Raw genomic sequence first — 23812 nt, 5'->3', positions numbered from 1 at the left:
TTCTCTTCTTTACAAGCTTTACGCGAGCGCATCCAAGAAATCTTCGACCAACTCACATTTGAGCAGGTAATTTCTGTCTCTTCTTATAACTTTATCTTGGAAGCTCTATTCTATGCAGCTTCATATTAATTTGGTATAAAGGGTAATAAAAACTATTATTGAACTTTTGCTAGATAAGTATTTCCTAAACATCTTCAAAATCTCATTCTTTAGAGTTGTTTCTACTTTAGGACTAGAGACAGATAGCACCAGATGAGTAATTTAAGTAATATGAACAATGTAATTAGCTTCTTAAGGAAACTTCACAATGGCACTTTATCCTAGTGATAAAACTGAAACTGCATATAATGGCAAAGACCGCAATGCTGGTGAACTTGGGCTAACTCCTCAGTCTGAACTTTGGAACGGTCGCTTGGCTATGATCGGTTTTCTAGCTAGCTTACCTACTTTGGGATCTAAATGGTTATAGCGTCGTGCGGGACGTACTTCACCTGATTTCTTAAACTCCCCGTTAATTATTGAGCGTCTTTGTTGCAGGCTTAGATTTTATCCAAAAGTATCAAATACAAGGCACTGGTTATAAGAAATACTAATCTTACCAGTGTCTTTATCCATATCACCCAACCTTTTAACCGAAAACGGTTTTTAGAATAGCATCGGGTTGTGTAATAATAATTAAAGTATCTCAATATTTATACATATTTTTGTTTGTTGGCATTGTCCAGTGTAAAACATTTACCACTAACACAGTTTTCCGGCTAGTAGTTAGTTGTTTTTGTAATGACTATATTTTATTTTTGGAATTTTCACCTGAATGCTAGGCGGAGTAAAAGTGTGATCGAGTTAGAACAACCACCCAGCGACCAAACAAAATTGACTTCAGTAGTGAAAAGCGAATCTCACTTTGAAGGACTTTTCATTGCTATTGTCATTGTTAGCGCATGGGCCATTAGCCTGAGTTTATTGCTTTCCCTTGACATCTCCAAATTAAAATTTTGGATGTTATTGCCCGTTTTACTATGGCAAACATTTTTATATACGGGATTATTTATTACATCTCATGATGCCATGCATGGGGTAGTGTTTCCTCAAAACACCAAGATTAATCATTTTGTTGGGACATTAACTCTATCTCTTTATGGTCTTTTACCATATAAAAAATTATTAAAAAAGCATTGGTTACACCACCAAAATCCAGCAACTCAAACAGACCCAGATTTTCATAATGGTAAACACAAAAACTTCTTTGCTTGGTATTTCCATTTTATGAAAGGTTACTGGAGTTGGGGACAAATGATTGCTCTAACTCTTATATATCAGTTTGCTAATCGCATCTTTCATATACCCCATACTAATCTAATAACTTTTTGGGTGCTTCCTTCGCTTTTAAGTTCATTCCAATTATTTTATTTTGGTACTTTCCTTCCACATAGCGAGCCAATCGCAGGGTATATTCAGCCTCATTGTGCCCAAACGATTAACCGTCCAATTTGGTGGTCATTTATCACGTGCTATCATTTCGGCTATCATCAAGAACATCACGAGTATCCTCATGTTGCTTGGTGGCAGTTACCAGAAATTTACAAAGCAAAATAGTTCTTATTCATCTAGTAAATAAGTGGACGTGAATAACTAAAGGTTTGTAGTCAGTGTCTCCAGCTATTAAAATAAGTCTGGGGCTGCCTACTAAGAGCAAATTTATTCTGCTTATGCCAATTAATAATTCTCGTCTTGTCACCTATAGCCCTGCTTATACAATCGTTCCCACTTACGAGTGCTTTAATCGCTGTAGTTACTGCAACTTTCGCAGCGAACCGGGTAAAAGCCCGTGGATGAGTATTTTAGATGCAGACAATATTTTAAAACCACTTCAAAGCGAAAAAGTCTGTGAAATTCTTATACTCAGTGGTGAAGTGCATCCCCATTCGCCAAAGCGTCAGGCGTGGTTTACACGGATTTATGATTTGTGTGAATTAGCGCTTTCAATGGGGTTTTTACCTCATACAAACGCGGGTCCACTGAGTTTTGAAGAAATGCAAAAGCTCAAGCGTGTGAATGTTTCGATGGGGCTGATGTTGGAACAGTTAACGCCAATATTGTTAAATAGTGTACATCGGCACGCACCGAGTAAATTACCTGAAGTTCGTTTACAACAATTGCAATGGGCGGGAGAGTTGCAGATTCCCTTTACAACTGGGTTACTGTTGGGAATTGGGGAAACTGTAGATGATTGGTGGGAAACCTTGGAAGCTATATCTGACATGCATCAACGTTATCACCACATTCAAGAAGTTATCTTGCAACCTCATAGTCCAGGATATCAGCAAACCTTTGATGCACCACCTTTTGACCCTCATCAGTTACCAGAAGTAATTGCTAAAGCACGTCAGATTTTACCGTCAGATATTACTATTCAAATTCCGCCTAATTTAGTTAAAGATAACCGATGGTTACTCGCTTGTATCGAAGCTGGTGCGCGAGATTTGGGTGGAATAGGGCCAAAAGATGAAGTGAATCCCGATTATCCTCATATACAGGAACAGGCATTAAGAGAAATTTTACAGCCTGCGGGATGGGAATTGGTGCCCCGTTTGCCAGTTTATCCGCAATTCGATAGTTGGTTGTCGGGAGAATTACAAACAGCAGTGAAGCGATCGCGGAATGCTATGTTATTGGTTTAACAGATTTAGTGCAATCGCTAACCAAGAGCGATTACCTTAGTACTGATTAACCAGAACGTATACGTCTCCCTTGACTTTGCCCAGATTTGACAATGATCAACGATCAGGAATTCCTTCATGGTGCTGCATTTTTGCGGCTAATTGATTATGGAGAACGTCTTACAATAACTCACGCATCTTCGATACATTCATCCATTTATCTAGTTGAAACTGAGAACAGTAAATCGGCTATTCTTTTTAAGGTTTCTAAAAAACCCAAATCTGCATGGTCTTTTACCTTCAGTAGTCAAGAAGAATTAGCCTTAGATACTCTGCATAGTAAATACCACACCATTTCAGTATTTTTGGCATTAATCTGTCATAAAGACGGTATCTGTTGCATTTCTCAACAAAGGCTTTGGAGTATATTGGACAAATATGTTGCCATTGCTGGCCAACACATATCTGTGTCTCGAAAAATACATGGTAGTTATCATGTTAGTGGCCCAGGTAAGCAGCATCTGGATCAAACAGTACCTCAAAATGACTGGCCTCGTGTACTTTTTTCCAACTAGGACAATACTGATGAATAAGATAGATATTGCAACGGATGGATATTGTATTAATAAGGTTATTGACAAAGTTAAAAGCAAAATTGGGGAAAAAGCAGCAGAGCAATTAAAACAAACTGCTGTTGAGGTAGTCCAGAATTGCGTTCATTTCTACTCCACCACTTTTGGTTCTGGTGATGTTGGCGCTACAGGTACAGGTCTTGTTGGTCAGCCTCATAAGGGAAAAATAGCTGATGGTACTACCGGATTAATTTATGGCAAAGTCCAAAGCGGTAAAACCAATACTACCATTGCTACACTGGCACTTGCTCAGGCTAACCATTTCCGTTGTTTCATTGTGTTGACTTCTGATAATACCTGTCTAGGCGAACAAACTGCCGATCGTTTTGCAGAGCAACTTAAAGGTGGGCCTCGTATTTGTAATTGGAAAGAATGGAGAAATGATCCAGAAGACTTTGCAACTAATCAATTACTTGATTATATGAAAGATACTGGTGTTGTCCTAGTATCTACAAAGAATAAAAGTCACTTAGATAACTTGTTGAAGGTTCTTAAGTATTCTAAAGCCAGTAGTGTACCTACTCTAATATTTGATGATGAAGCTGACAATGCTAGCCCAAATACTAACGAAGCAAAACAGGCTAAAAAAGGTAAAGAGACAGTTCCAGATAGTGCAATTTTTGAAAAAATTGGCAATATTCGTAAAGAGGTAGCTAATCATATATATTTGCAGATTACTGCAACTCCTCAAAGTCTTTTATTACAAAATATTAATCATCCCTGTAAACCAGTTTTCTGTGCTGCTCTCCCTCAACCTGGTGATAGTTATATTGGAGGAAATTTGTTTTTTTCAGACAACAGCAAGTATTGCTGTACAAAAGTTGAACTAGAAGAGCTAGATCAATTAAAAAAACAGGGAGGAAAGATAAACCCTGGCAATAATTGGGATATACCTCCTGGATTGAGGCTATCTCTATGCTGTTTCTTCTTAGGTTCAATATATAAAATAGAATCTGCAAAAAACTCAGAAGCTAAATACTCTTTTCTGGCTCATCTTGACCACAAGCGTATCACTCATAGCACTTTAGAAAAAGTTATTCGCGGCTTTGTTGTGGAGCTTGATAAGGCTCTTCGAGGAAAACTATCCGCTACAAAGCGTGAAGAAGCAATGAAGTGGCTAAATCAAGCCTATACAGAGCTAAGTGAAACAGCAAAAAATCTACCACCACTACATTATTTAGTTGTAGAGCTAGAGCATGAGCTACGGAATGCTACCCCAAAAGTTATTGATGCGAGTAATCCAGATAAAGAACTAAAGTATAGCTCAGGAATGAACATTCTTATAGGGGGTAACAGACTTGGGCGAGGTGTCACTATTGAAGGATTAATGATTACTTATTATGGACGTGATGCCAAGCAAAAAACAATGGATACAGTACATCAGCACGCACGAATGTTTGGTTATCGTCAGGAGCTACTTGATGTGACTCGCCTTTTTTTACCTCAGCATATTTTAGAAGATTTTCGAGCGATTCATGACGCTGATGAGGGGATGCGTCAAGCTATAGGTGATGACCCTAACAATATTAATATTCAGCCAGTTTGGGTAGGGTCAAAACTGAAACCAACTCGTTCTAATGTATTAAATCCGGCAGCAATTAATGCTTTTACACCTGGAAAAGCTATTTTCCCCCCGATCCACTCTGGAAAGCTTCGGAAATTAAGGAACATACAGAGAATTTAACCAAGCTTTTAGAGTCGTATAGCGATGAAGAAATGCTATATGAAGTAGATATTGATTTGTTGCTAAAAGTTCTGTCATATATGCCAAGTCGCCCTGCTGGTAATTATCCCTGGGAGGATAAACGAGTTCAAGAGGTACTCAAGGCAATGAAGAATATGGCAGGTATTCAGCAGGGACGACTCAATGTTCGTCGGGGAAAAGAAACAAAAGGCAAGGGACTTAGATTAAAAAATAGACCTGCAACACATGGGTTAGGAACGTGGAGAGGAACTTCTGGTTTTACTAGTCCTGAATGGGTAAATAAGGCAAAACAAGAATATCCTAATGTTCCTACACTTATTGTCATTTTGGAAGAAGGTAGAAAAGAAGATGGCTGGGAAGGTCTACCATTCTATCTTCCAACATTAGTTATTCCTAAAAACAAATTTGTCTTCATGTTCAATTACTCAGAGGTTGCTGAAGAATTAGAAGATGATATAGATTTTCAAGATTAAAAAATAAGTGCGTGATGTAGCTAGCGATCGCACAATTAATATAATTTTCTCATAAGCGATCGCTTTCACAATCTCACTTGATAATAGCAACTTAAGCCAGCACCACCAAAATATCTCAAATCAATACCTCCGTGAACTAATTCATAACGCATCCCTCAAAGGAGAGAGATAGGAGCCTAAACCCTGTTGTAAAATAGACATATAAGAATTCGGGGGGCCATTTAACTGGTCATAAACGCCTATAGAAACTATTTTTGGAAATCTCCAAGGTCTGAAGTCCAGCCAGCTGAAGCAACTACAGCGGCTGTATCACCAGCGCATACCAGGCGATCGCATCACCACGCCTGAGTTTTCCCAGCGTCTGGCAGCAATTAGCACAGAAGTCAATCAGCCTGTGTGCGCCTACATCAACCGTCGCGGACAAGTGATTCGCGTCGGGGTAGGCACACCGCGTCAAACGCAAATACCACCGATGGAATTGCCCCGTTACGGTGCAGAACGACTCAGTGGTATTCGTTGTATTGCCACCCATCTCAAGCCAGAACCGCCTAATGAAGCAGCGCTCACGGCTATGGCACTACAACGCTTAGATGCCCTAGTTATTCTAAATATTACCGGAACCGGATTTACACGGCGGGGCGGCGGGGCGACTGGGTATGTCAAAGAAGCTTATCTAGCTCATCTGACACCCCAAGAGTCTCGCACCCTGATTACTAGTCCTGCGGCTCTCAAAGTAGAGGAAAGCCAAATCCAAACCCCAAGTTGGAATATATCACCACCTCTGGATTTGGACGATCTGGCAGAGCAGGATTTAGTAGACTTAGTAGAAAATCTGGAAGCGGAATTCCAGCGCGAATATGTCGCCCAGGAAGTAGATGCTGACCACGATCGCGTGCTGATTGTGGGGCTGATGACCAGTGAGATGACTCCGCTACAATTCCAAGACACCCTAGTGGAATTGGCACGGTTAGTTGATACCGCTGGGGGAGATGTATTACAGACAATACAACAAAAGCGATCGCGCGTTCATCCCCAAACTGTAGTTGGCGAAGGTAAGGTGCAAGAAATTGCCCTAACTGCCCAAACACTAGGAGTCAACCTTGTTGTCTTTGACCGCGACCTTTCACCCTCCCAAGTTCGCAACTTAGAAATGCAAATTGGTATCCGGGTGGTTGACCGCACCGAAGTAATTTTGGATATCTTTGCCCAACGCGCTCAATCTCGTGCCGGTAAGTTGCAAGTAGAACTAGCACAGTTAGAATACATGCAACCGCGACTGGCTGGTAGAGGTCGCACCATGTCCCGATTAGGTGGTGGTATTGGGACTCGTGGGCCTGGTGAAACCAAACTGGAAACTGAACGCCGTGCCATTGGGCAGCGTATTTCCCGACTGCAAAAAGAAGTGAACCAGTTGCAAGCCCATCGTGCGCGGTTACGGCAACGAAGACAGCATCGAGAAGTTCCTTCAGTTGCTTTAGTTGGATATACCAACGCTGGCAAGTCCACTTTGCTGAATGCTCTCACTAATGCAGAAGTTTATACAGCCGACCAGTTATTTGCTACTCTCGATCCGACTACCCGCCGTTTGGCGATTCCTTATGGCGAAACCAATGAACATCAGGAAATTCTGATTACAGATACAGTAGGGTTTATACATGAACTGCCTGCATCTTTAATGGATGCCTTCCGTGCCACCTTAGAGGAAGTCACAGAAGCCGATGCCCTACTACATTTGGTAGACTTATCTCACCCTGCTTGGTTGCGTCATATTCGCTCAGTCAGAGAAATTTTGGCACAAATGCCAATAACTCCTGGCCCAGCGCTAGTTATTTTTAATAAGATCGATCAAGCCAATAGTGAGACACTAGCCCTAGCTAGAGAAGAATTTCCCTTGGCAGTGTTTATTTCTGCGAGTCAGCGTTTGGGATTAGAAACCCTACGTCAGCGACTTGCCAAGCTGATTGAATATGCCGTTGATTCCCAGTAGATACTGAAATAAATTTTTAATTTTCTAGTTGAAAATGCCGTAGTTAATAGTAACTATGGCATTTTCTATTAAAAATAATAGATACTTTTACTTTACTAAAGCTTTATCTATTTATGTGGAATATGCTGAATGACAATATTATAAAAGACGTGCTAAAACAATTGATTAATGGTATTTTTCTGGTTCGTAGCTAATACAGTAATCGAATTTATCGCTAAATAAATTCAATTACATATAAAGATTTAAGCATTGAACTTGTTCTTAATTAATTTTATACAGCAGAATTTAAAATTTAGGACTAAAACACGCTTTATATCTGGGTAACAGATTTAGGTTGTGTACCTCACAACTTTAAATTTGCTGTAAGTACTCTATTAACCTTTCAGTATGACTTTTAGAGTTATCTCATTTATCAACATTATAGAAATAAAGGTATATGCAATTAGCTTCACAGCAACTTGAGTCAAAAGATATCAAAGTACAGCTTCTTTTAACTGGAGGACATCAATACACCGTTTATTTAAAATCAGATGCAACTGTACTGCATAGCCTTTTAACAACAGTTGTGGCTCGCGCCTACAAACAAGAATCTGAGTTACAGAATTTATTCCAAATTCCCATCAATGAAGGTCGCTCGGTTTTATGTTTTCCTAGCGAACATCTTATAGGTGTGGTTACAGAACCCCCAATTTTTGTACAGCAATCAGAGAAAGTACAGTTTCAAAATGATTATATTTTGGCTTCTGATTATATACAAATAGATAATTTTCTTAAACCAGAAGAACACAAAAGTTTACTCAAATACGTCCTTAAAAAAGAGTCGGATTTTTTGCCAAGCAACACTTCTACCAACGATATTAATTATCGCCAATCAATGGTTGTTTACTCATTTCCTGAATTTTCCGAACTGATATTAAAGAGAATTCAAGTAATGATTCCTGATATTATAAGCAAATTAAACTTACCATTATTTTCTGTATCACAAATTGAAAGTCAACTCACTGCACATAATGATGGTAACTATTACAAACTTCATAATGATAATGGCAGTTCGGATACTGCTACTAGAGAGCTAACATACGTTTATTACTTTTATCAAGAGCCAAAATCATTTTCTGGTGGAGAGTTGCTGATCTACGACAGCAAAATTGAAAATAACGTATATGTAAATGCTGAGACATTCAAAACAGTTGAACCTCGCAATAACAGCATTGTATTCTTCCTCAGCCGTTATATGCACGAAGTACTGCCTGTGAGTTGTCCCTCTCAAGCTTTTGGAGATAGTCGATTTACTATCAATGGCTGGGTGCGTAGATAAGCGAATTCAGTATAATCACTGTACACGCCCACAATGAATATTTAGCTTTAAGGAAGGCGATCGCCTTCCCTAATTTCTTACAAACTCATAGCTAATCGACTTTCTAAGTAATATCTTTCATTGAGTTATAAATAGTTTATCAATATTGATTAAGTAATCTATTTATTCTTTTTAAATAAAGATTTAATTTCTTAATTAAAACTAGAATTATTACGTAAATACAATAACAACTTTTTTATAATACAAATACTTAATCAGTATATTTAATTAAAAAAAACCATATATTGATCGTGTATTAAATTTTTGATAAAGCTTAAAAAAAAAGTACTAAATCTCTTTTTCATGTGTCAATTTAGATTAGAAAATGATGTCCATGATGCTCGTATAAACATCATTATTAGGAAGCTTTTTCATATCTTGTTTAAGACAAAGAGGTTTGATTTACATGTCTCAAGCTTATTCAAAAAAAGTAATTGGTTATATAAGTTGTGGTCTATTATCATTCACCTTAGCTTTAGGGTCACAACTACCCCAAGCACAGGCCGGCAATGGTAACGGTAATGGTAACGGCAACGGCAACAAAAATACACCAGCACCAGCACCAGCGCCAGCACCAGCACCCGCGCCTGCACCCGCACCCAAGAGTTTGGGTTCTATAAGTTTTTCAGCTACAGGAACCAATACCTACGACAAATCTAACGATCCTCTGGCAGCGTCGGTTCTTTTTAATTACCTAGACAATGGTTTATTGTCACTAACACTGACTAACAAATCTTCTGTAGGAATCTCAAATCCTTCTGATGTTCTGACCTCAGTCTTCTGGGACTATGCTGGTTCTCCCCTAAACAACTTATCGCTAGTTTCGGCTCTAGCTCCGACAGTAACCTCAAGCGCAGGCTCTACCACTACAAAGAATGTTGATCTTCTAGCTCTAAAGGAATGGAAATTGCCAAACACGAGTAATACTGGAGGACTTCCTGGCATTGACCAACACTACGGTCTGGGTACAGCTGGCTTAGGCATTTTCCAAGGTGGCGGTGGACAGCAATTCAATTACGGCATCATAAGTGGTTACGCTAATGATGCAAATCCAGCCGTGAGTTCGGGAACTTTTGTTCAAAGTTCAGCTACTTTCCTGCTATCAGGGCTAACCTCGGACTTTGACATTACTAAGATTGGCAACATCCGTTTTCAGTACGGTACATCACTAAGCGAAACTAGTATAAAACCTGCCACAGCACCCGCGCCTGCGCCAGCACCTGCGCCTGCGCCTGCTCCAGCACCTGCGCCTGCTCCAGCACCTGCGCCAGCACCTGCGCCAGCACCTGCGCCTGCTCCAGCACCCGCACCTGCGCCTGCTCCAGCACCCGCACCTGCGCCTGCTCCAGCACCCGCACCTGCGCCAGCACCTGCGCCAGCACCTGCGCCAGCACCTGCGCCTGCTCCAGCACCCGCACCTGCGCCAGCACCTGCACCTGCGCCAGCACCTGCACCTGCACCTGCTCCAGCACCCGCACCTGCGCCAGCACCTGCACCTGCGCCAGCACCTGCACCTGCACCTGCTCCAGCACCTGCTCCAGCACCCGCACCTGCTCCAACACCTGTACCATCAGTACCGCCTTATTATCAACCCCCTGCACCTCAACCGAAAAAAGTACCTGAACCCAGTACGACCGCAGCATTAGGATTATTTGCCTTGGGTGTTTTCAGACTCAAGAAGAAAAACAAAAAAAATATTTCCCAAAATTAAACCACACTGCTGAGTTTTAGTAAGAGAAAGCTTAAATATGGGTTTAGAAATGCTTATGCTCTTCTAGACCCATTTTTGTTAGAGGTAAGAAACACTAAACTAGAACTCACCTCAATAATTCCTGCTTTTTAATTAGCGCTTAGTAGCGAAAAAATTTGAGCGACAGAAACAATCTAAATATAATTACTGCTATTGCTAGCATTTAAACTGAAATATTATTAGCTGGTTAGGTCAGATGCAAAATAAAAATAATCTACATAATAGTTGGCTAGCTTAACCTTGGAGTTTAAATAAAGCTGCGTAAATAATTCAAGGTTTGTAGACACTACGTGTAGCTTGCTTTCCCAAAGAGATACACTACAAATTAATCTCAATATTTTTACATTACTTAACATTACTTTTATTTATTTTTGCCTACTTACATCAGCGCCTTCTGTAGATTAGGTTATGAATGAATAAAGCAGTCACAGTCAGTGGCAAAGCTCTAAAATTAAAAAGTATTAAATCAAGTTGAGGATATCATGGCTGCAAAAGTAGAAATTTACACTTGGAGGACTTGCCCGTTTTGCATTCGTGCTAAAAGTTTGCTGAAAAACAAGGGTGTTGAATTTATCGAATACAGCATTGATGGGGATGAAGCAGCCAGAAATAAAATGGCTCAAAGAGCAAATGGACGCCGTTCTTTACCGCAAATTTTCATCAATGACGATCATATTGGTGGTTGTGATGATATCCACGCTTTAGATAGTCAAGGCAAGCTGGATGAGCTACTAACTTCTAGCAATAGCGTATAGGTTCAGAAGGTATTGCGATAGCGACAAACCACTGCAATTACACGGTAGTCGCTACAATTCTAGAAAAATAACACGCTGCCTTGTCTACAGGTTTCCTCACAAAACCAATCTGTCCATAAGACTTTACCCTCCAGATTCTACTTAGCAGCACTACATATGTATGTCAATTGGTGAGAGCATCAAGAGATAATAATTGAATAACCATTTAATTTCTTGGTGATTGAGGTATAAAGGGTGAAACTGGCTTTTATCATTGATCCCATCCATCTACTCGACCCGTGTCATGATACCAGTGTTGCCTTAATTGAAGCAGCGCAAATCCTGGGACACGAAGTTTGGGTGACTCAAGCAAATCTGCTGAGTGTCGCGGAGGGCGAAGCTTTGGCTGTTCTACAGCGAGTTGAAGTTGTACCAGTACAGTTGGTAGAGGGACGCTGGGTAGCGGCGAATCTTTGGTATAAGTTAAGCGATTCCTCCTTAACTTCTTTAGAAACAATGGACGCCGTATTTATGCGGACAGATCCACCTGTCAATGATTCCTACCTCTATGCCACCTACATTCTGGATTATATCGATCAAAATAAAACCCTAGTGATTAACAGTGCCAGTGGCATCCGAGGGGCAAATGAAAAAATGTACGCCCTTCAGTTTACCAAGGCGATTCCTGAAACGATTGTCAGTGCTGATAAGCAATTTATCCGACAATTTGTGGAAGCAAAGGGGGCAGCAGTTCTCAAACCGTTAGGTAACAAAGCTGGCGAAGGAATTTTGTTTTTGCAATCAGGCGATCGCAATTTTAACTCCATTGTTGAACTCAGTACCCTCCAAGGTAAAGTACCAGTAATGGTACAAACCTATTTACCAGAGGCAAAAGAAGGAGATAAGCGAATTATTTTGCTCAATGGTGAACCAATTGGTGCGCTCAATCGCCTCTCTAGTGGAACTGACTTTCGTAATAATATGGCAACTGGTGGTACAGTCGCTCAAACCGAAATTACCCCAAGAGAGTATGAAATTTGTACCCAAGTAGCCGAACGCTTACGCCAAGACGGCTTAATTTTTGTGGGTATTGACGTTATCGGTGGCTACCTAACTGAAGTTAACGTCACTAGTCCTACCGGAATTCGTGAGATTGACCGTCTAGATGGTACTCGCCTTGCTCATCAGGTTATTCAATGGATTGAACAGAGACTAAAAATCCAAAAATAATTTACATTTATTTTTTTGTTTAATGTCCTAACTCCCCAGCAAACAGACTTATTTTGGACACTTGCGTAAGCTTGTTTCCTACGCTACTTGTTTTAAATAAATATATTTGCTTGTACGGAATATGAGTTTAGTGGATCGCAAAGGGTAGATGCATTCTATGTCTACGATCGCCTGTAACCCTCGTGACGCTCAATGACTCGCTCTAAGCGAAGCCATGCCGTTGGCGTTCGCCTTAGCGTCTATGAAAGAGAAGCCTCTCGAAAAGAAGGCTTTACGCTGTGCTATCGCCCTTGGCGCCTTTCCTTGGGAGAAGACTTGCTAACACTGCGTTATCGGTGATGCATCCATAGTTGGGCAGGTATTCCTATTGTTTTGTTCTAAAAGCATAGCTGGACATGCAAGCCAGTAGACTCCTGCCCAAATTCATTCTATAAAGTAGCCTTGACAAGTTTTTTTACCAATTGGCAAAATTGGGTATGGCAAAAGATTGCTTATCCCTGCCCTTGGTAAAACCCTGGTGGAAGTAGCAGATTTTATACAGCGTTCAGCCTGACCGGAGACTGCTAAGTTAATCTAAAATCCCAAATTTTAAATCTTTTAATTCCTTGGTGTACGTCGGTTTCTCAGAAAATCAGGGATATCTAATCCAGGTTTTTCCTTTGGTTCTGGAATTGGAGTTGGGGTTGGAGTTGAACTTGGAGTTGAGGTTGGGGGATTAACTGTCGGTTGCTGTGTTGTTGGACGCTTCGAGGTATTAGGTGCTACTCGAACGTTAGCCACGCTTTGTTGTACCGCAGCTTGTACTTCACCTGTAAATCCAGTGGCAATTACAGTAATTCTTACCTCACCTTGGAGCCTGTCATCAATTACAGCCCCAAAAATAATATTGGCGTTGGGATCGACTACCTCATAGATTGCTTCTGCTGCTGCATTAACTTCATGCAAAGTCAGGTCAGTACCACCTGTAATATTAAATACAACTCCTCTAGCGCCTTCAATAGAACATTCTAGTAATGGTGAAGAAATAGCTGCGATCGCAGCTTCTCTGGCTCTAGATTTTCCAGAACTAACGCCAATTCCCATCAATGCCGATCCCGCATCTGCCATAACTGCTCGAACATCAGCAAAGTCAACGTTTACCAAACCGGGGATCGTGATGATATCAGAAATACCTTGCACCCCTTGCCGCAGTACATCATCTGCATAACGAAAAGCCTCTTGCACAGGCGTTTGTTCGGGGATCACTTCCAGCAGTTTGTTGTTAGGGATAATGATCAGTGTATCTACTCTACTTTTTAGTCCTTCAATACCTTGTTCTGCTTGACTGGTGCGGCGGCGTCCCTCAAAAACAAATGGACGTGTAACTACACCAACAGTGAGGGCACCCATTTCTTTGGCCACTTCTGCCACGATTGGTGCTGCACCCGTCCCAGTACCACCCCCCATACCAGCAGTGATAAATACTAAATCTGCACCCTCTAAAGCCGTAGCAATTTCGTCCCGTGATTCCTCAGCTGCCTTTTGACCAATAGCAGGATTACCACCTGCTCCTAAACCCCTCGTTAACTTCTGTCCAATTTGCAATCGACTTGGAGCGCCAGCTAAGGTAAGAGCTTGGGCATCGGTATTAATTGACCAAAACTCTACGCCAGAGACATCAGACTCGATCATGCGGTTAACAGCATTGCCACCACCACCACCGACACCAATCACTTTAATGTTGGCGACCCGACCAGGAACAATCTCACCAATTCGGCTATTTTCCGGAGAAATTTTTTTATTATCGTGATTTTGCCCGAAGTTTAGCCCAGAGTTATTAAAGGGATTGGTCGAGTTAACTGCCAGAGAAAACCCCGGCTGTCCCGTAGATTGGGAATTTTTATAGTTAAGTCCTTGGTTATTATCAAGTGTCATTGGATTTGTGAAAGGGTAGATAAACGACTTTTTCAGGTGTTATTCACCTAAGAGTCAACTTTAGTTTGACAATGCCACAATAATATGGCGTTGTTCTTTATTGTTTTCACTACTGCCAAGCCTAACAGAATTGGCAGTGCGAAAATTTGCTATGGGATGAGCTTTTAACACAGCCGATCGCACAGCCAATTCTAGAGAAGTATACCTATATTTATCTAAAACTGACCTGTATAACTTCAACCAGACATTAATCTCTTGATTATTCTCAGCGGCGGGCATAACTTGTAAAGACACACTACAGCGTATCTTCTCTGTCTCAATAATAATATTGTTAATAAGTTTTACCATTGGGCATAATTGCAGCTTTAGACACAAAATTTACCTTCTACTTACTTATGCTTAAGTTAAACTAAGCAAGAATTTACTTGTCAGACTATACCTGATTAATTTGTTGTTTGGGTGGTCACAATGGACACTTTGTTGAAGCAATAGTCTATCCTACAAAAACTCTCACTAGTGCGGCCAACAAATCAAGATTTTCTAAGATATTTCGTCACCTAATAGGAATTACAGCACAGAACAGTCCAAACTTATTGCTCAGAAGCAATGCTTACGCAATTTTGGCTGGCATTTTTCGTTACAGATTGAAACTTCGGTAAACTGTCTTTGGAAGTGTCCTCAACAGACCAAAGCCAGAGCCTTTTTGCTTCTGCACTTGGATGGCGGCATAAACCGTTCCATCAGTGACTTCTGCTCGCGAGTCTGAATCTGAATGAAAAGCTCAAGCAATGTTCTCTTTTTTGCACTGGGTTTAGTCAAGGAATGTATGGGCAGAAGGCGTTTTATACGCTATAGGCCATCATTAGACTGTCTGACATTTTGCACCCTACTATTAGATGTTAGGGTAACAATTGAGGGTCTGTTACTCGCAATAGAGATTTTATGATTGATTTTCTCATTTTAATTAGAAGTTAATGCCGATTTTCGGGCGATTTGCTGGAAAACTGAAAATAATAAATATATTTATCAGCATAAAGCTTCTTAATTTACTAGGAACTATCAAAATAATAAACACGCTAGATGTTTTTAGGAATTTTGGCAGTTAATTTTTGATCTTTTTGGTTCATTTGTACTAATGGAAGTTCAGGATTTTTCAGATCGATATACTCTATTTGACCAGAATTAAATTTTGTTGCTAAATGACGCATTTGGGCGAGTACCTTAAATTGTTCAGACAATTGGGGGCCTAGAACACCGAGATGCACGTTTCCTAATTCTGTTTTCAAAATTAAATTTGTTGGATTTTGGCAATCAATTTCTATAACTTTCACGGGACTTTGGCTCACAGCTTCATGGAGTTGAGTCCAGTAAAGGCAGTATTGATTTGGCGAACCAATTACTCTGAGATTTGGTAATTTTTTAGTAGGATCCAGTGATGTATATTTTTCTAAAGGCATCCAGGCCCCACTTGCATCTAGTAAGCCGATTGTTACTTTTTTGTTGCCACGTGTTTGAGTTACCGCTACAGGTACTCGTTCTTGGATTTCAATGATTAATCCAGGAGGAAATAGGCGGCGTCTGACGATCGCTTGGGCAATAGTTGGCTGTTTTTTCAAAGAGTTAGCGATCGCTGACGGTTCAATCCGCCACAAAGACTGAGGGTAAGATAGCACCAACAATGACTGAGTTGTTTGATCCGACAGCAATTTATTACCTGATTTCATCACTATTTGTTTGGGAGCCTTTAGCATCCACATCGGTTGGACTGCTACCCAGAACAATCCACCCGCCAAACCAGTAATGGCAAAGGTTCGCCAAATAGCTTGAATAATTCTCATCTGCCGCTGCCGACGCAATTTCTGACGACGCTGGGCGAGATGTGTGCGGGAAACTGATATTATGCCAGCCATTCACACCCCTTTTTGATTGCAATCTAAATTCCTTGACAAGCTCGTATCATTATTAATTTCAGTAAACACTGTTGGCATCTTTTAGCCGCTCTCCTCAAGACTTTTTTTATTTTTAGTAACACTTTACAGTAACTACACAATAATTATGGCGCTAGTAATTAGTCCTATTAAAGTTTCCGGTGTCCATTTTTAACTGACTGTAGTCTTTTTGACAAGTTATTTTTGAAGATTTTTCCTTAAAGATTACAAAATATTAATTGACATGTGTGGAATTTTGCTTTCTTGACAAATAGAATGTGAAATGATAGATAAGTATTCCTGAATCTCTGTATACCTTGCTATAATTCATACCAGTCACACTCATCAGCTATCCAAACTGAGAACCATGAAAATTTGTAGCTTTTTTTACTTAATTCATCAGCCATATAATTTTGTGGCAGGTCAAACAGAAGGGATAAATTGTCAAAACCTCAATAGTAGGTGTAAAAAGGACAGATATGCTTAAGACCTGACAGGTTGAGCAGCACCAGTAAAAGATGAAATCCTTGCCAGGTAAAGGTATAGGGGGTAAGTTCGGAAAAAATCAAGAAAAGTAAAAATAAGTGCGAACATAAACAAATTTCTTTGCTACGCAATACAGGCGCGAACGTCACTATACCCCACACCCTACACCCCACACCCCAAAGCTTTGTAGATAATGGGTTTGCATTATCTTAGTGCCATTCGTTATTAGGGTCAATTAAATCTCTACCATACTACTGACAGTAATCTGGCAACAACTGCTGTCTTTTGCAAGACACTACCACTTCCTTGCGAGTCAATCCTCTATCTACATCCTAGATAGGGATTTATTGTATAAAAAATCCAAACTAAGCTGCATCTACATAAACCTCTACATACATGAAAACGACATTAAATTTGTCACGTTTTTATAAAGCATGTAACCCTAGCTACACGCTAAATATAAGTAACGTACTAGATCGGCAATATTACATAGATTTTGCTGATGTACGTGGTTGCAAGATTGTCGAAGAATTGCAACGAACTATCATTCGTATTTCTCCTGACGAGCCAACCTGTCAGTTATTTACGGGTCATATCGGCTGCGGTAAGTCAACGGAATTGCAGCGCCTTAAGACAGAACTAGAATTGGCAGGATTTCATGTGGTTTATTTTGAGTCCAGTCAAGACTTAGACATGGCAGATATTGATATCAGCGATATTTTGCTGAGTGTAGCCCGTCAAGTCAGTGCCAGTTTAGAAGGGATTAGCATCAAACTCAAACCTGGTTACTTTACCAATTTGTTTAAAGAAGTAGGCGATTTTTTGCAAAGCCCCATAGAACTTTCTGGACAAGCAGAGTTGTCCTTGGGTATTGCCAAAATTACTGCGAAAACCAAAGATAGCACCCAGATGCGGAATCAATTGAGGCAATATCTGGAACCACGTACCAATAGTATTTTGCAGGCGATTAACGAAGAGATTTTAGAAAAGGCTGTTGAACAGCTAAAGCTAAGGGGTCAAAAAGGACTGGTAGTGATTGTAGATAATTTGGATCGAGTAGATATGCGTCCCTTAGCATCCGGGCGATCGCAACCAGAATATCTCTTCATTGACCGAGGCGAACAGTTACGCCGACTTAAATGCCACCTAGTTTACACAATTCCCCTAACGTTAATTTTTTCCAATGAGTATGAGACACTGAAAAATCGTCTGGGGGGAGGGATTGCACCAAAAGTACTACCGATGGTATTGGTGCGGCAAAGAGATGGCAGTGACTACGAACCAGGAATGTCACTAGTGCGCCAGTTAGTTCTAGCTAGAGCTTTTCCAGAAGTTCCTTTGAATAGCAGACTTTCATTAATTACAGAATTATTCGATCGCTCCGAAACCTTGGATCGTCTATGTCGCGTTAGTGGTGGTCACATTCGTAACTTATTAGGTTTACTTTATAGCTGCTTGCAACGACAAGATCCGCCTTTTTCTAGGGACTGCTTAGAAGCCGTGATTAAGGATTACCGCGACGATCTGCTATTAGCTATTGATGAGTCCCAGTGGGAATTATTGTTTGAAGTAGTACAGCAGCAGAGAGTTAAAGGTGAGTCTGACTATCAAAGCTTACTAAGAAGCATGTATCTGTTTGAATATCGCGATCCTGTGGGGCGGTGGTTTGGCATCAGTCCAGCCTTGGCAGAAACAGAAAAAGTTTTAGCTTGGCAACAAAACAAGTAACAGTCAATTGTCATTAGTCATTGGTCATTTGTTAGTGAACTAATGACTAATGCCCCATATTCAATGCCCAATGCCCCATATCCAATGCCCAATGCCCCATATCCAATGACTAATGACAAACAGCTACGTGTCTACACCAAAGAAAATCAGCATACTTTACAAAGATTGATTAGAGCGATCGCACTTTCCGAAGGTCAATTTGCTCTGATTTTAGTTCGATGCAACTATGGGCGATTACGCGAGCAAATGTTAGAGAATATTCGCTCGAACACCAAAGAAATTAATATCAGAGAAATCGTTCTCAATCCATCAACTACTTCTTTACACAGCACAATAATCTCAGAACTATCTTTAGATAATCCTGCCGTCCTTACAGACTCTTTACCGTCTGCTGTCATGATTTTCGGTATTGAGTCAACTACCGATCTTGAAAACTTACTTACAGGTATCAACCAAGCACGAGATATTTATGCTGCTACTTTTCCATTTCCAGTCGTGTTGTGGCTACAGGATGAAGTAGCATCATTGCTTTCAAGATTAGCGCCTGATTTCAAAAGCTGGGCTGCAACCACTATTAAATTTGAAATGGCCAAAGCAGATTTAATTGCTTTGATCTCTCAAGAGGAAGAATCTTTATTTGAGAAAGTTTTAGAAGCAGGTGCTGAAACGTTTTTATCTAATGCCTTCCTAGATTTAGATCCAAAATCCCAACACCGCCACGAAATAGAATCAGCGCGTAATGATTTACTACGCCTGTATGGCGTTAAATTAACACCAGGATTAGAAGCTAGTTTAGAATTTGTGTTGGGGCGAGATAAATACGCTAACGATCAAATTAATGGTGCTTTAGCCAATTATCAAAGAAGCCTAGCATTATGGCAGCAGGAAGCGAGGAGAATAGCAGAGTGGGAGAGTAATTCTTCTTTACCTCTCTCATGTACTCAACCTATGTCCCCCTCATCTTTACTCAAGCAAGCAATAGTACTATTCCACTTGGGGCTTTGTTATCACCGAATGGCAGACTTATACCAGAATAGTAGTAGCTATTGCGAACATGCCCTGTCGTGGTTTAAACAATGCTTGGAGCTATTGGAGGAGGTACAAAGAAAAGACTTAGTTGCTAAATTCATTTTGCCTGCTTGTGAAATGCTGCAACGTTTACAAGCCTGGGATGACTTAAAAGAATTAGCTCAAAAGTCATTACACCTACATAAAACTTATGGAACTCCCGCACAAGTTGCTCAAAATTATGGTTTTTTGGCAAATGTGGCGGCTTCAGAATCGAATTGGGTACTGGCTCATGAATTAGCAAATACAGCGCTTTCTATCTCCGAAGAAGTAACACAAGTTTCTTTGCGAGACGCTTTGCAAAGACGACGACAGGAAAGTTGGTATCTTCTGTTGCTAGCACGCACACAACGGCATTTGGGTGAGTGCGAGGAAGCTATCAATAATTTGGAATGGGCGAGGGTAGTTTGTGAGCTACAACATCAGCCATTACTGTACTTAGAGATTTTAGAGGAACTGCGATCGCTTTACTTTTTTGAGTGTCATAACTATACAGAAGCCTTTAAGTTGAAGCAAGAAAAAATTAAAATAGAACATCAGTATGGCTTTCGTGCCTTTATCGGAGCAAGTCAATTACAGCCACAACGCCCTAGAATTAACCCAGTACTAGAACCTCACAAAATACCGTTTATTCCTGAAGAAATTGCTCAAGAAATATCTGCTTCTGGACGGCAACAAGATGTCAATCGCTTCATTGAAAGAATTGCCCGCGCTGACTACAAACTTACAGTTATTTATGGGCCATCTGGTGTAGGAAAAAGTTCAATTCTCAAAGCTGGTTTAGTCCCAGCACTCAAGGGAAAAGTTATCGGTGAACGCATTCCTATACCGATTGTTTTGTCTGTTTATACTGATTGGATAACAATCTTGAGTAGCAGTATCAACCAAGCATTAGCATACACAGGAATATCGGTTAATATTGACTCTACACCCACTATAATACTAGAAAGAATTCGACTAGCATCTGAGCGCAATTATACAATAGTTATCATATTAGACCAGTTTGAAGAATTTTTCTTTGTTAGTAATCCTCCTACACAAAGAATAGAATTCTATAAATTTTTTAGTGAATGTTTAAATATTTCTTATGTAAAAATTATTCTTTCATTACGAGAAGATTACTTACATCATTTGTTAGAGTTTGAACGTTTGAGTCAGAAAAATAGTACTGGTCTATATGATTTAGGAGTAATTAATAAAAATATTCTTGATAAGGATATTCGTTACTATTTAGGAAAATTCTCTAGCCGAGATGCCAAAGTTATAATTCACAGTCTTACTCAACGTTCACATTATGAACTAAGTGAGGAATTGATTAACCGATTAGTCCAGGATTTGACAGGAGAACTAGACGAAGTACATCCAATTGAATTACAAATAGTCGGCGCTCAACTACAAATAGAAAACATTACGACACTTGCAGAATATAAGCTTTGTGGTGGCTCGGCAAAATTAGTGGAACGCTGGTTAGGGGAAGTTATCAAAGACTGCGGTCAAGAGAACGAAGATTTAAGTTGGAAATTATTATTTGAATTAACAGATGAAAAGGGGACGCGACCTTTAAAAACTAAAGCTGATTTAGCAGTTGCATTAGTTAATAATTATAATATATATACGATATCAAGCTTTGACAAAGTTGGAGAACTGATTTTAGAAATATTGGTAGGTTCAGGCTTGGTATTGCGAGTCAGAGAAGAGTTAGGCGATCGCTACCAGTTGGTTCACGATTATTTAGTTGAACCAATTCGCCAAAAGAACAACTATGGTATGCTTGCCGAATTAGAAAAAATCAAACTTGAAAAAACTAGAGCCGAAGCAGCCCAACAACTTAGTCAAAAGCAACTAAATTTGGTATTGCAACGACGACTGCGGGAAGCACGGATAGCAGGTGCAATCCTAGCAATTATGGGGGGAACAATCGCAGCGTTATGGTGGCAAGCCGACTTACAAAAAAGAGCAGCAGTCCGCCAAACTCTACGAGCCGAACGTAGTGAAACCAACTTAAAAATTAGTGGAATCGCTGCTGCTAGCGAAGCTTTGTTTGCCTCTAATAAAGAATTTGATGCCCTATTAGAAGGTTTGCGGGCTTGGAGAGGACTTAAACAAGCAGAGATGGCGCAGCCAGATACCCGAATGCGGGTAGTGACAGCCTTGCAACAAGCAGTTTATGGGGTAACGGAGGTTAACCGCTTGGAAGGGCACACTGATGTTGTCTGGGGAGTAACTTTTAGCCCAAATGGTCAGTTGCTAGCATCAGGTAGCCTAGATCAAACGGTGAAACTTTGGCGTCCTGATGGAACCTTACTCCAAACCCTCAAAGGTCACACTGATGCTGTTAATTGTGTAAGTTTCAGCCCTGATGGTCAAACCCTAGCGTCGGCTAGCCTTGATAAAACAGTGCAAATCTGGCACAAAAACCCGATTACAGGTGAATTTGACCCCAAGCCATATCAAACCCTGAAAGGTTACGGTGATTGGGTTTATAGCGTTAATTTCAGTCCTGATGGCGAATTGTTAGCTACTGGCAGTAAGGATAAAACCGTAAAAATCTGGCGCAAAGACGGTAGCTTAGTAAAAATACTGAGAGGACATCGAGGGTCTGTTAACTGGATAAACTTTAGTCCTGATGGTCAATTCATCGCTTCAGCTAGCGACGACAAGACAGTAAAAATTTGGCGACGCGACGGTAGCCTTGTTACAACTTTGCAGGGACATCAGAAAGCTGTGACTGTAGCTGTTTTCAGCCCAGACGGTAAATTGTTGGCGTCAACTGGTCTAGATAAGACAGTGAAACTTTGGCAAAGGGAAAGTAACAGCACTAAAGACGGTTTTGACTTTCGTCTTTACAAAACTTTACGACAGCATAACAGGCCAGTGTGGAGTTTGAGCTTTAGTTCCGATAGTAAAAAGTTAGCTTCCGCAGGTGAAGATAAAACCATAAACCTCTGGAGTATTACTGGTACTTTACTCAAAACCTTCAAAGGACACAGCGATTATGTTGTCAGTTTAGCTTTCAGTCCAAATAACAAATTACTAGCCTCAGGAAGTTACGACAAAAACGTGAAACTATGGAGTTTAGATGCGCCAACACCGTCTATTCTTCAAGGGCATCGAAAGCGAGTTTTGAGCGTTGCTTGGAGTCCCGATGGCCGAATGCTAGCTTCTGGTAGTCGCGATCGCACTGTAAAACTTTGGCAACGATACACCAGTAATGGCGAGGTTAAAACTCGACTTTACAAAACTTTAATGGGGCATACAAATGAAGTTACTAGTGTCAGTTTTGACCCCAAAGGTGAAATGCTGGCTTCAGGAAGTTTTGACAAAACAGTGAAACTTTGGCGGTTGGACGGTACTTTAATCATGACTCTCCACGGGCATAGCAATAGTGTGATGAGCGTGAATTTCAGTCCTGATGGTCAGTTTTTGGCATCAGCTAGCAAAGATAAAACAGTGAAACTTTGGAACCGTCAGGGCAAGTTGCTCAAAACTTTAGTGGGGCATCAGGATTCGGTAAATAGCGTAAACTTCAGCCATAATAGTCAAGTTTTAGCCTCTGCTAGTGATGACCAAACTGTTAAACTTTGGCAACAGGATGGTACATTGTTAAAAACTTTCTCACCCCATGACAGCAGGGTGACAGGTATCAGCTTTAGTCCAACTGATGATGAGTTACTGGCTTCTGCCAGCTGGGATAATACCGTAAAACTGTGGCGACGAGATGGGACGTTATTAAAAACCTTATTAAAAGGGTACAGCGATAGCGTCAATGCCGTGACTTTCAGCCCCAATGGTGAATTACTCGCTGCCGCTAGTTGGGACAGTACAGTGAAACTCTGGAGTCCTGAAGGCAAGTTAATTAAAAGTCTTAATGGACATCGCGCTGGGGTATTAAGTGTCAGTTTTAGCCCAGATGGTCAAACACTAGCATCAGCAAGTACTGACAACACGATAATTCTGTGGAATTTAAATCTTGACGATCTGCTTGTTCGTGGTTGCGATTGGGTGGGTGATTACCTTAAGCACAACCGCAATCTTGAAGAGCGCGATCGCCTTCTTTGTGATGGGATAATCCGTACAAACCCTTTTTAATTACAAATTACGAATTAGGTTGAAGCCTCAATGAGCAACCGCTCTTAGTTTAGCGGTTGGTGAGGCGATCG

At 40.6% G+C, this 23812-nt stretch carries 16 protein-coding genes and 1 pseudogene; 14 read left to right on the top strand and 3 right to left on the bottom strand.

Annotated elements, in window-relative coordinates:
* Nucleotides 1-307 precede the first annotated feature (307 nt).
* The 12 genes and pseudogenes from RMY32_RS12220 (at nucleotide 308) to RMY32_RS12165 (ending at nucleotide 12867) form a co-directional block, all read left to right on the top strand.
* A pseudogene (locus RMY32_RS12220) lies at nucleotides 308-503 on the top strand (high light inducible protein).
* A gap of 331 nt (nucleotides 504-834) precedes the next feature.
* On the top strand, nucleotides 835-1596 hold the full coding sequence (crtW, locus tag RMY32_RS12215; RefSeq protein WP_322713675.1) for a beta-carotene ketolase CrtW: 762 nt from the start codon (nucleotides 835-837) through the stop codon (nucleotides 1594-1596).
* 113 nt (nucleotides 1597-1709) lie between these two features.
* The gene (gene cofG / locus RMY32_RS12210; protein ID WP_322713674.1) at nucleotides 1710-2681 is read left to right on the top strand and encodes a 7,8-didemethyl-8-hydroxy-5-deazariboflavin synthase subunit CofG; all 972 of its coding nucleotides are present in this window, start codon (nucleotides 1710-1712) and stop codon (nucleotides 2679-2681) included.
* Nucleotides 2682-2773: 92 nt separating this feature from the next.
* Complete coding sequence (locus RMY32_RS12205; RefSeq protein ID WP_322713673.1) at nucleotides 2774-3235, top strand: hypothetical protein; 462 nt, start codon at nucleotides 2774-2776, stop codon at nucleotides 3233-3235.
* A gap of 10 nt (nucleotides 3236-3245) precedes the next feature.
* Nucleotides 3246-4976: a Z1 domain-containing protein gene (locus RMY32_RS12200; protein WP_322713672.1), complete on the top strand. Its 1731-nt coding sequence runs from the start codon at nucleotides 3246-3248 to the stop codon at nucleotides 4974-4976.
* Between the two features lie 32 nt (nucleotides 4977-5008).
* A complete protein-coding gene (locus tag RMY32_RS12195; protein ID WP_322713671.1) occupies nucleotides 5009-5470 on the top strand; it encodes a hypothetical protein in 462 nt (153 codons plus the stop codon).
* Nucleotides 5471-5711: 241 nt separating this feature from the next.
* The gene (gene hflX, locus RMY32_RS12190; RefSeq protein WP_322713679.1) at nucleotides 5712-7457 is read left to right on the top strand and encodes a GTPase HflX; all 1746 of its coding nucleotides are present in this window, start codon (nucleotides 5712-5714) and stop codon (nucleotides 7455-7457) included.
* Nucleotides 7458-7893: 436 nt separating this feature from the next.
* A complete protein-coding gene (locus tag RMY32_RS12185; protein ID WP_322713670.1) occupies nucleotides 7894-8775 on the top strand; it encodes a 2OG-Fe(II) oxygenase in 882 nt (293 codons plus the stop codon).
* 445 nt (nucleotides 8776-9220) lie between these two features.
* Nucleotides 9221-10525 (top strand): XDD4 family exosortase-dependent surface protein, encoded by a 1305-nt coding sequence (locus RMY32_RS12180; protein WP_409882819.1) that lies wholly within the window; start codon nucleotides 9221-9223, stop codon nucleotides 10523-10525.
* 521 nt (nucleotides 10526-11046) lie between these two features.
* A complete protein-coding gene (gene grxC, locus RMY32_RS12175) occupies nucleotides 11047-11319 on the top strand; it encodes a glutaredoxin 3 (RefSeq protein ID WP_190893995.1) in 273 nt (90 codons plus the stop codon).
* Nucleotides 11320-11553: 234 nt separating this feature from the next.
* Complete coding sequence (gene gshB / locus RMY32_RS12170; protein WP_322713669.1) at nucleotides 11554-12528, top strand: glutathione synthase; 975 nt, start codon at nucleotides 11554-11556, stop codon at nucleotides 12526-12528.
* Between the two features lie 192 nt (nucleotides 12529-12720).
* Nucleotides 12721-12867, top strand: a complete 147-nt coding sequence (locus tag RMY32_RS12165) for a hypothetical protein (RefSeq protein WP_322713668.1) — start codon at nucleotides 12721-12723, stop codon at nucleotides 12865-12867.
* 258 nt (nucleotides 12868-13125) lie between these two features.
* On the opposite strand, the gene ftsZ is transcribed toward RMY32_RS12165, so the two are convergent.
* From ftsZ to RMY32_RS12150, 3 genes are all read right to left on the bottom strand, one after another.
* Nucleotides 13126-14442, bottom strand: coding sequence for a cell division protein FtsZ (gene ftsZ, locus RMY32_RS12160; protein ID WP_194043065.1), 1317 nt, complete (start codon nucleotides 14440-14442; stop codon nucleotides 13126-13128).
* A gap of 60 nt (nucleotides 14443-14502) precedes the next feature.
* The gene (locus RMY32_RS12155) at nucleotides 14503-14790 is read right to left on the bottom strand and encodes a hypothetical protein (RefSeq protein ID WP_322713667.1); all 288 of its coding nucleotides are present in this window, start codon (nucleotides 14788-14790) and stop codon (nucleotides 14503-14505) included.
* Nucleotides 14791-15518: 728 nt separating this feature from the next.
* A complete protein-coding gene (locus RMY32_RS12150; protein WP_322713666.1) occupies nucleotides 15519-16352 on the bottom strand; it encodes a cell division protein FtsQ/DivIB in 834 nt (277 codons plus the stop codon).
* Between the two features lie 900 nt (nucleotides 16353-17252).
* Here RMY32_RS12150 and RMY32_RS12145 point away from each other — a divergent pair.
* Together RMY32_RS12145 and RMY32_RS12140 are read left to right on the top strand one after the other, a co-directional pair.
* On the top strand, nucleotides 17253-18584 hold the full coding sequence (locus RMY32_RS12145; RefSeq protein WP_322690499.1) for a P-loop NTPase fold protein: 1332 nt from the start codon (nucleotides 17253-17255) through the stop codon (nucleotides 18582-18584).
* A gap of 105 nt (nucleotides 18585-18689) precedes the next feature.
* Nucleotides 18690-23741 (top strand): eIF2A-related protein, encoded by a 5052-nt coding sequence (locus RMY32_RS12140; RefSeq protein ID WP_322713678.1) that lies wholly within the window; start codon nucleotides 18690-18692, stop codon nucleotides 23739-23741.
* The last annotated feature ends 71 nt before the right edge of the window (nucleotides 23742-23812 follow it).

This window comes from Nostoc sp. ChiSLP03a (genome assembly GCF_034531215.2).
Classification (GTDB): domain Bacteria; phylum Cyanobacteriota; class Cyanobacteriia; order Cyanobacteriales; family Nostocaceae; genus Nostoc.
This window is presented reverse-complemented; position numbering and strand designations above follow the sequence as displayed.